Here is an 8,560-nt window from a genome sequence, read left to right on the forward strand (position 1 = left end):
GACGGTATCAAGGTACGTTACCGGGCTGATGAAAAGAAAGTGGGCGGCGTGGCGCAGGCAAACGATGAAATCACGCTGCAAATTCTGGATTCTGAGGATGTATTGATATACGAGTTTTTCGGGTCTCTGGATGTCGATGCCAAGGATGACTATAACAATTCGCTGTATTTGCCTGATGTGGTCGCGTCATTTACTGATGAACTTGAAGTGAGCGTCGGTGTAACCGGTGCAAATGCGACCGTGGCTACCACTTCTGATGTATACGGATACGATACGGGCGGACAAGAGAAATGGTCAAAATCCAATACGCTGGTTTGTTTCGATGAGGGCGGTACCGGTTATGTGACAGAGGATTACTCGCTTGCGCGTGTAAAACTTGAAAACACACCGTTCGAGTATGAATATATTTCCTCCGGTGGTTCGCAGTCCGCAGCATTACTCGGGCAATTGGCGCAGTTGGCGCATGACACTAACCGGCAATTGCGTTTTGACGTGCCCGGCAATCTGACAGTCGATGCGGCGGTTACATTTGTAGAGCAGCTTAATTTCGGCGCAAGCCTGAGTGCTCACTTGCTGCATGCTTACTGGTCGCCTATCAAGTCTGATGATCCGACCGGCGTCAATCCAAAAGGTTATTTCGGCGTTGCAACGCTGAATATTGCCTACGGATGCGGACGTAACGCGCAGAGAAACGCGCGCGGTTTTGCGCCGAAAAATTACCCGATAGCAGGGCGTAACTGGCCGATTCGCCGGGCTCGCATGTCACAGGAAACCAATCCAAGCCGGCAGGAGCGCAATGCACTCGCAAAAGCGAAAATCAACCCGGTGTTATGGGATCAGTTCTCGGGCGGTGGCCGGTATGTATTCACTGACTCACTGACCAGCGCTCTGGTTGTGTCCAGCCTGAAGAAACTCATTGCCGTGGCTGATATGTCGGCTGAAATTGACGATAACGTCACCCGGTACGGTAAAGACGTGCTTCAGTTGCCGATGGATATAGCCCTAAGCCGACTGAGAAACTTCCTTACGGAATTGTTTGAAGGTGCCGAGGCGTCAGGCTGGCTGGTACCAAGCAACGAGCCGGAAATGGAGGGGCGCGGGTGGCGGTTTGATATTCGACCGAATGCGCAGCGGCCTTATGACCGAATCGATTGTTCTTACTGGCTGCGTTATGACGGTACCGTAAGGCAGATCTTTGTGACACAAACCCTTTCCCGTTAATCGGTAACACAGGTTTTTTAACTGACAAGGACATTTTAAAAAATGAATACAAGCGATTTACTTAGATCGGCAATGAGACCGTATAGAAAACCTAAAGTCACCGGATCTGAAGCCATGCCCGACCATAGCGATATTGCGCTGGATATGGCCGGGGGTGGTGAAATGGGGGCGTCGGAAAGTTTCTCCAATTCTGAAATGAGGATGGCTGCAGCTGCGGCTGTTCAGCAATGGGTGGAAGCTGACGACCTGGATGATAACGAAACATCTGCAGACCGTTTATTTGCGCTGATGATGGGTATTGCCGATGAAAACAAGGACGGCGATATTACTGATGACGAGCAGGAAGTCTTTGGAATGGCGCTTGAGGCGGCATGGGACTACCTGTCAGGCAAAGGTGTTGAAGAGGATGATATTGACGCCTTGCTGAACGAGTGGGACAGCGACGCAGCCGAGCGTGTACGCGATCTGGTTGCATCCGTTCTGCCTGAAGGTGAAGACGCTGAAGGTGAGGACATCGACTCTTTCGCATTTGATTCTGTCGCCCTGGACGCGGCGTACAAAAACAAGATGGCTGTTCGTGGAGGCAAAAAGGTACGCATTCGCAAGCGTGTATCAGGAACTGTGCGACTGTCTGCAAAGCAGAAACTGGCTATCCGCAAGGCGCGCATGAAGAGTCATTCCGCATCCGCAAAAATGCGCCGGGCAAAATCAATGCGCGTTCGCAAAAAGGCGGGACTGAAATAACTATAACTCTCCTTACTGCAGCTTTCGGCGTTGCCCTTGATGTGGGAGCTTCAGGGTGACGCCTTTTTTTATTTGTTGAGCCATGGCTAATACACCGAGTTTAGAAAACAAAACGCTTTCATCCGCATGGGACGGGCTGTCGCCACATCTGATAGCCAGCATTTATCAGATTGAGCGTACAGAAAACGGCGCATACGCGCGCACGAAAAATACTGATCCGGATATTGTGCAAACACCATTCTCTGAGGCCAGCATGGAAATATCATTGAATTGGCAGAGCGCGTTTGAGCATTCCGGACCCGAGAACAGAGCGCCTACACTGCTTGCCATGCTGCAATCAGGGGCGTTTTTGCCGTTGATTGATGCTGTATTCGGTGGTAGTCAGGAACAACAGGCAAACATCGCTACTCAAGCGCAGCAACGGTCAAATGAATTCATAAGGCAGTTCGAGGGCAGGACCGGTATTACCAAGCTGAATTCAACCCAGGTATTCAACGGTATGCCGCCAGTCAAGTTTCAGGTAACTGCGCTGTTTCGTGCGTGGCGAGATCCGTATGCCGAAGTTGAGGCGCCGTTTGAAAAACTCATGTCCTGGTCGTTGCCGGTAAAGTTATCGCCGGATGGTTCGGTTTTGGCCAGATCGGTCAATTCTGCGCGTGGTGAGACCGGTTTTATTGATGCTCTAGTCCCGTCAATTGCGCCGGTGCTGGTTGCGTTGCGTTATAAGAACCGCACCTATGCGCCACTTGTGATTGAGTCTGTTACAGATCCCATATCATCGCCTATTGATGTGGAGGGGCACTTTATTGAAAAGGCGGTACCTATGACACTGGCGACCTTGACAGCGATTGATAGGGATGATTGGGCGGGGTATAGGACTGTTGATTTGTTATGACACATGCTTATTCTGGTCGACCCATTTTTCAGCCTCATCAAGAATATTATTAATATTGTCCGAAACAACGTGATCCATCGCCCTCTGAATGCGCAGTTCGGTATGCCCGAGTATTCTCGCTATATCTTTCGCAGAATCATAGGTGTCAATCAGTTCGTTCACTTTCCGGGGCAATATCCCGAACCAGTAAATGCATTCTGCGGTTTCAATGATGCCGTAATAGCGTTTGTGGAAGATATCTTCACCGTACCTGGCCATTACCTCACTGGCGAGTTCTGATCTTTGACTTTTGTTTTTCAGCAAGCCAAAACCTTCTGTTTTCGCAATGAGCGCGGCCATCCTGTTGTGCTTGATCCGGTTCGGGCTCGCTCTTTTCTTGCGTTTTTTCGGTTTCTCTTCAGTAGTTACCATACGCAGTTACCCCTATGTTAGGGCAATCATAAAATAATTCGCGTCCGCATGTATTGCAGCATGCGCCGCAGTCGGAAAAACAGACAGAATTCCAGTTCTGGAGCGGTCAAAATTTCTCTATTGAATTAATTCACTGAGAAAATGCTAAACATTCAACCTTTGCGCTTGCGTCGCATGACGTTACAAATGCGCGAGCTCACCATAGGCGAGTCGATCGCCATAGCTTCATCGCCGCCGCATCTTGAAGAGGCTTTATGCACAACGTTCCTGAATTCGACCAAAGCCGGTGTCCAGTCAACGATTGAAGGCATGGACAACCCGCAGAACTGGACCGTGCAAGAGCGCATCATGGCAGTGTGCCATTACCTGTCGGTTACATCCGATACCGGTCCGGATTTCCAGTTAGAAGGCGGTGCACATTTAACGGATTACCTGGACGCATCGAAGGATGCTGCGTTAAAAGACGAGAGCATATCACTGGGTGAATTGCATCAAGACAAATGGCATATCAGGCACCTGACCGGCGCCATGGCAGAGTCGATTGAGCGGCTTATCGGCCAGATAGATGGAATCGACGGGCGGTTGCATTGGATTTTGGGCGGCATGGCGTGCCAGTTATTCTGCGATAGCGAAACAAAATCGGAACTTGGCGCAATGCCAGATCCGGTACAGCATGCAAACGATTTTGACGCATTTATCCTTGAAAAAATAAAAATCATTACAGCTTACCCGGAAAGCGTGTTTGAGCAGTTGATGTTCATGTACATGGAAGGCCGGGGCAGGATGCACCACTTATTCATTACAGACTTCAGTCACGAAGGTATTGTCGTGCTGTCTGTTCCAAAAGAAGGGGAGGGGGTGGCAGAAAACTTGTCATCCGCCCGATTTCCGGTACGTCGATGCATCGCAAGAGTCGCGTATGAACTGGCGGGAAAACCTGTTAGCCATGGCGTTTAACCTGAGTCTGTACGCAAACACGCCCATGCCTGATGCGCTGTCAATGCCGGTCAGCCTGGCCGAGTCTTTCTTCAAAAGCAAGCAATTTGAAGACTGGAATAAATCGCGGGAGTCTGAAGCCAAGGCCATAGATGGTATTGGAGCGCGGATCAATAACGTAATCAGGGCAATAAATGCGCTGGCCAAATCTTTACCAAGGGGATGAATTCATGAATGACAGCAACAAGAAAATCGATATTCCGGACCACTGCATTGTTGCGTCGGATGCTGCGGCAAACAAGGCGGTAAAGGAGGTTTTTGCAAAACTGGGTGTGGATGTTGATAAGCCAGATAGCGTCAAGGAGTTTGTTGAGGACCTGAGATTTGGTGGGCGAATGCGCAAGTACGCCGATCGCGGAATGACTGTTGTTGTGACGGTGATAGCCGGGGCATTAGTCCTGGCTGTTTGGGAAGGCATTGTAATGAAAATCAAACAGATGATGTAGGTGCAGATACCATGTTAGCAAGACTATTTATTGCGTTTTTCATGTTGTTGGTGGCATCCGAGGCGTTCTCGGCGGTGCCGATTGCGTTTTCCCGCTGCCCTGCCACGCCTGAGTGGACGGACGGGCGCAATGTAACGCTGTCTGACGATAGCGTCGTGTATGCGGAGAGAACGTTCAAAGTAGACGTTCTGGACAGGTTTAACGAGGTTAATTTCCCGCTGTCAAATGATATCGGACTGACATTCATCACCCCTTGCGATTTGATCTATCGTGACGCTGCTGGAGTCGAGACTGTAATTGAAGACTGCTCATCAACATTCAATGCCGGTAGCGGTGTAGAAGGTACTGCTACATGTACGGCACTTGACCCACACGTTTCGTTTGACGGGACAACGATTTATTACGCGGTCCACCATGGAACTGTGTATTACCGCAGGGAAAAATTTGATGACAGGATTTACCACCCTGATGCAAAACAGGGTATTGACGAAGAGGGCTCTGAATTCGGCTTTGGATTTAAACCGATTCCGAATCCGTCTATATGGTCTCAAGGCGCTCATATCAAGAAACATGTGGTTGGTGGCGCAACGTCGACAATAACACCATACACGCCGGGCATTTGGGATGTGTCGCCATTCCTTATACCTGGTCCTGACGGTCGAATAGGTTTTGTTTCTACCCGCTCAGGCACTAGCCTGACAAACGTAACATCTAATGTAATCCAGCACACCCAGGCTTCGGAGCCGGTTATGGCCATCTGGTCGATGAGCGCGAGCGGCAAAGACATGGAACTGTTGTCCGCTCACGCAAGGACTCAAGAGCAGCATCCTATCGTTCTGAAAGATGGCCGCGTTGCTTACTCCAGCTGGCAAACAGGGATGGGGATTCCTTTCAGCAAAACGCAAGGTACGCCGGGCGGCTCTAATACCGTTATTAATTTATTCAAAATATGGACCCAGTTCCCGGATGGCTCGAGAAATTTCCCGTTAATCGGCCAGCATACGCCGCAGGCAGCTGTAACCAGTGCCGGCAAAGACTTCAATGCACTACATTTCTTTGCTCAACGACCAAATGAGGATATTTGTTTTGCTGACTATTATAGGGGCGGGAATAATGGGTTAGGGGTAATTCCTTGCTATCCATTGCCTGGCAATTTCGGTGAGGAAGGTGAAGACCCACACGTTGTTTTAAACGAAGCAGATCAGTATCTGCCTAAATTTGGTTATGACGTTGCGCCGTGGGCGACTACCCATGACGATACATCGACGGTAATGTATGGCTTCCCAAATACCCCGGTTACTCATCCGAACTATACATCCGGTTTGCCTTATTCTGGAAAGGTCGGATGGCCTTTTGCGATACCTGCAGGTGATGGCGAGTTAGGTCTTGTCTGGGGCAAGGGTGCTTGTAGTGTGGTTGGTAATAGTGATACGCCGTTTACAGCTATCGGCGCTACGCCTCCACAGTTTTCTGTCAATAATAATGGCTATGATTTAACAATCAACCATATCACATCGTTAGGTGAGGCGTTGCAGGCGTATGGTAACGGCTACACATCCGACATACCGGGCTGCAATTTAGGGATATACATAGCCACATCAATACCGGTAACAAACCCGGATGATCTGGTAATGCTTGTTGATACCAAGGGTAATCACGAGTTCGGTGCGCGCGCTGTGGTGCCGTACACAAACATTTACGGTGTGTCTGAACCCGCTGTTTTAGATCCAATCAAGAGCCCTGATTTGCCGAAGGGTGCACCGTTTGGTTTTGTTGGTGCAGCTTCAATCACGGATAGAGAGATTGAGCCGGCTGGCGGCGTTCCTAGCCTTGCTACGGTCGATTTGCATGCATTCAACCTGCAGGGAACGCAAACGATTGAAGGCATTACCGATGATGATTTTTGCGGCGTCCGATTCGTTCAGATGCACCATAATGATTCGGCCAATTCGTTTGATGAGATATTTGGCACGACCGGCGAGCGCGTAGCGATTATTGGCGATTTGTACACCCGAAACAAGGACGGGCTTGGCGACCCGATCATGGAAACTGACGGTATTCATGAAGACACCAGTTTTCTTGTCGAGATACCAGCGAATGTGCCCTATACCATGATGGCTATTGATTGCGAGGGACGTAATTTAGCTGTTGACCAGACATGGCAACACGTTAAGCCTGGCGAGATTAAAACCTGTGGCGGCTGTCACGTAGGACATTCGCCACAGAACCCGCCGCGCAATACTTTCGCTGCATCCCATGCTGCGGACCCGTCATATACGCCTTTCCAGCTAGGCCGTGGCACGGTGCCACTACTGGCTGGCACTGACGGTAATGGTGATCCGGTGTATAACAATATCAGTGGGTATGGCGTTGTCGTCAATTATGACCAGCATATCAAGCCGATCCTGTTGAGCAGGTGCGCATCGTGTCATTCGATAAACGGTGATTCTACATCCGGCCGCGAGAAAGGTTTGGTGCTGGACCATAACCCGGTAGATCCGGCAGATTATATTGATAGCACAATCCAGTCGACATACTGGCGTCTGGTTTATGACAGGAATCAAGCCGCGCTGGATGAAAAGGAAGAGCCGCCAACGGACAATCGCCCATGGCAAATTTATAAACATTCGTATGACGGCGATACACGCCTCAACCGTCCTTTTATTTCAAAATACATTGTGGCGTTCAATTCACGCCGCAGTTTGTTGTACTGGAAGGCCAAGGGTGAGAGGACGGACAATAACACGGATGGGGAATATTCAGGCGACCTTGATTATGGTGCTGCGCACCCGGCAACAGGCATTACCGATGAAGAATTGCGGTGGATAGCGCGCTGGATTGATACCGGGGCTCAGGCTGGGCCGGGCGCAACCGATGATAAAATGCCGCCTACGATTCACGTGGATGTTACCAAGAATGTCAGCGATGAAATAACGCACATTATTATCGGTACGGTCGACCTGGGTTCAGGCATAGATCCGAATTCGCTTAATGTGTGTCTTATGTCTGGTGCTTCGTGCGGTGCGAACCTTGCCGGTCCAGCCAGCATGAACGGTATTACATCAATCACGCTCGGCACGCCTATATCAGACCCGAACCAGGTAATCAGGGCAACGGTAAGCGACGTAGCTACCAATTCTCGTACCGTTGAATTTACAGCCGGCTATCTGATGGGCCTGGGTGATACATCGCCGCCGCCAGATCCGGACCCGGTGTCAATCAGCGTAGGCGGCAATGAAACCATCACCGAGGGCGATACGTTCAGCAGAACAATCACGTTTACGGACGGTGAAGATGCCGGCTCTGACGGCTGGACGGTCGATATTGACTGGTGCGGAACGCCGGAAAACGGCGTGTCGGTCGCGGCTGGCCAGTCATCATTCGGCATTAGCAGGTTGTTTAATACAGCCGGTTCATGTGCTGTGACCGTGACAATCACGGATGATGTTGGCGACACTGATAATGACACATTCACTATTACGATTGACCCCGCAGGTGGTGGCGGAGATCCGGACCCGTTAAGCATTGATGCCGGTGGTCGCGCGTTCGTCTACGAGGGTAATACTTTCCAGCGCGTTGTCACCTTGACTGACGGTGAAGACACGAACGGCGACGGGTGGACATACTCGGTTGACTGGGGAGGGGTTGAGACCACAAACGGCACGATTCCGGCTGGATCTTCATCTTTCACTATCAGCAGGTTCATGGCTGATGGCAACAAAACGTCCAGAATGGATGTGGCCGTTACTGTAGTCGACGTTGCGGGCGTTGATGAATCTACGGATACCTTCACGCTGATAACGCGCGATGTGCCCAGGAAAGGCACGATCACCGGTGCTGCAACGGC

8 protein-coding genes are annotated in these 8,560 nt (G+C 50.5%); 7 read left to right on the forward strand and 1 reads right to left on the reverse strand.

What is annotated here, in order from left to right; genetic code table 11:
* From BMX44_RS16970 to BMX44_RS15910, 3 genes are all read left to right on the forward strand, one after another.
* Positions 1–1,221 (forward strand): hypothetical protein (locus tag BMX44_RS16970; protein WP_090634847.1); only part of this gene is annotated, 1,221 nt, incomplete at its 5' end.
* 42 nt (positions 1,222–1,263) lie between these two features.
* Positions 1,264–1,965, forward strand: coding sequence for a hypothetical protein (locus BMX44_RS15905; RefSeq protein ID WP_218143998.1), 702 nt, complete (start codon positions 1,264–1,266; stop codon positions 1,963–1,965).
* Between the two features lie 82 nt (positions 1,966–2,047).
* Complete coding sequence (locus BMX44_RS15910) at positions 2,048–2,860, forward strand: hypothetical protein (RefSeq protein ID WP_090634852.1); 813 nt, start codon at positions 2,048–2,050, stop codon at positions 2,858–2,860.
* Here BMX44_RS15910 and BMX44_RS15915 read toward each other — a convergent pair.
* Positions 2,855–3,271, reverse strand: a complete 417-nt coding sequence (locus tag BMX44_RS15915; RefSeq protein ID WP_143056982.1) for a hypothetical protein — start codon at positions 3,269–3,271, stop codon at positions 2,855–2,857. The two genes, BMX44_RS15910 and BMX44_RS15915, sit on opposite strands and share 6 nt — an antisense overlap.
* A gap of 141 nt (positions 3,272–3,412) precedes the next feature.
* Between BMX44_RS15915 and BMX44_RS15920 the strand changes: the two genes are divergently transcribed.
* The 4 genes from BMX44_RS15920 to BMX44_RS15935 all read left to right on the forward strand — a co-directional run.
* Entirely contained in the window at positions 3,413–4,228 is an 816-nt protein-coding gene (locus BMX44_RS15920) for a hypothetical protein (protein WP_090634858.1), read from the forward strand.
* The gene (locus tag BMX44_RS15925) at positions 4,191–4,433 is read left to right on the forward strand and encodes a hypothetical protein (protein ID WP_090634860.1); all 243 of its coding nucleotides are present in this window, start codon (positions 4,191–4,193) and stop codon (positions 4,431–4,433) included. Before BMX44_RS15920 ends, BMX44_RS15925 begins: the two co-directional genes overlap by 38 nt.
* Positions 4,434–4,437: 4 nt before the next feature.
* The gene (locus BMX44_RS15930; protein ID WP_090634862.1) at positions 4,438–4,713 is read left to right on the forward strand and encodes a hypothetical protein; all 276 of its coding nucleotides are present in this window, start codon (positions 4,438–4,440) and stop codon (positions 4,711–4,713) included.
* Positions 4,714–4,724: 11 nt separating this feature from the next.
* The coding region (locus BMX44_RS15935) for an HzsA-related protein (RefSeq protein WP_090634864.1) at positions 4,725–8,560 on the forward strand (3,836 nt) is incomplete at its 3' end.

Source organism: Nitrosomonas marina (assembly GCF_900110145.1).
Lineage (GTDB): Bacteria > Pseudomonadota > Gammaproteobacteria > Burkholderiales > Nitrosomonadaceae > Nitrosomonas > Nitrosomonas marina.

Coding starts and splice junctions, on each gene's coding strand:
- BMX44_RS15905 (WP_218143998.1), top strand. CDS start 1,264: ATGAATACAAGCGATTTACTTAGATCGGCAATGAGACCGTATAGAAAA.
- BMX44_RS15910 (WP_090634852.1), top strand. CDS start 2,048: ATGGCTAATACACCGAGTTTAGAAAACAAAACGCTTTCATCCGCATGG.
- BMX44_RS15915 (WP_143056982.1), bottom strand. CDS start 3,271: ATGGTAACTACTGAAGAGAAACCGAAAAAACGCAAGAAAAGAGCGAGC.
- BMX44_RS15920 (WP_090634858.1), top strand. CDS start 3,413: ATGCTAAACATTCAACCTTTGCGCTTGCGTCGCATGACGTTACAAATG.
- BMX44_RS15925 (WP_090634860.1), top strand. CDS start 4,191: ATGAACTGGCGGGAAAACCTGTTAGCCATGGCGTTTAACCTGAGTCTG.
- BMX44_RS15930 (WP_090634862.1), top strand. CDS start 4,438: ATGAATGACAGCAACAAGAAAATCGATATTCCGGACCACTGCATTGTT.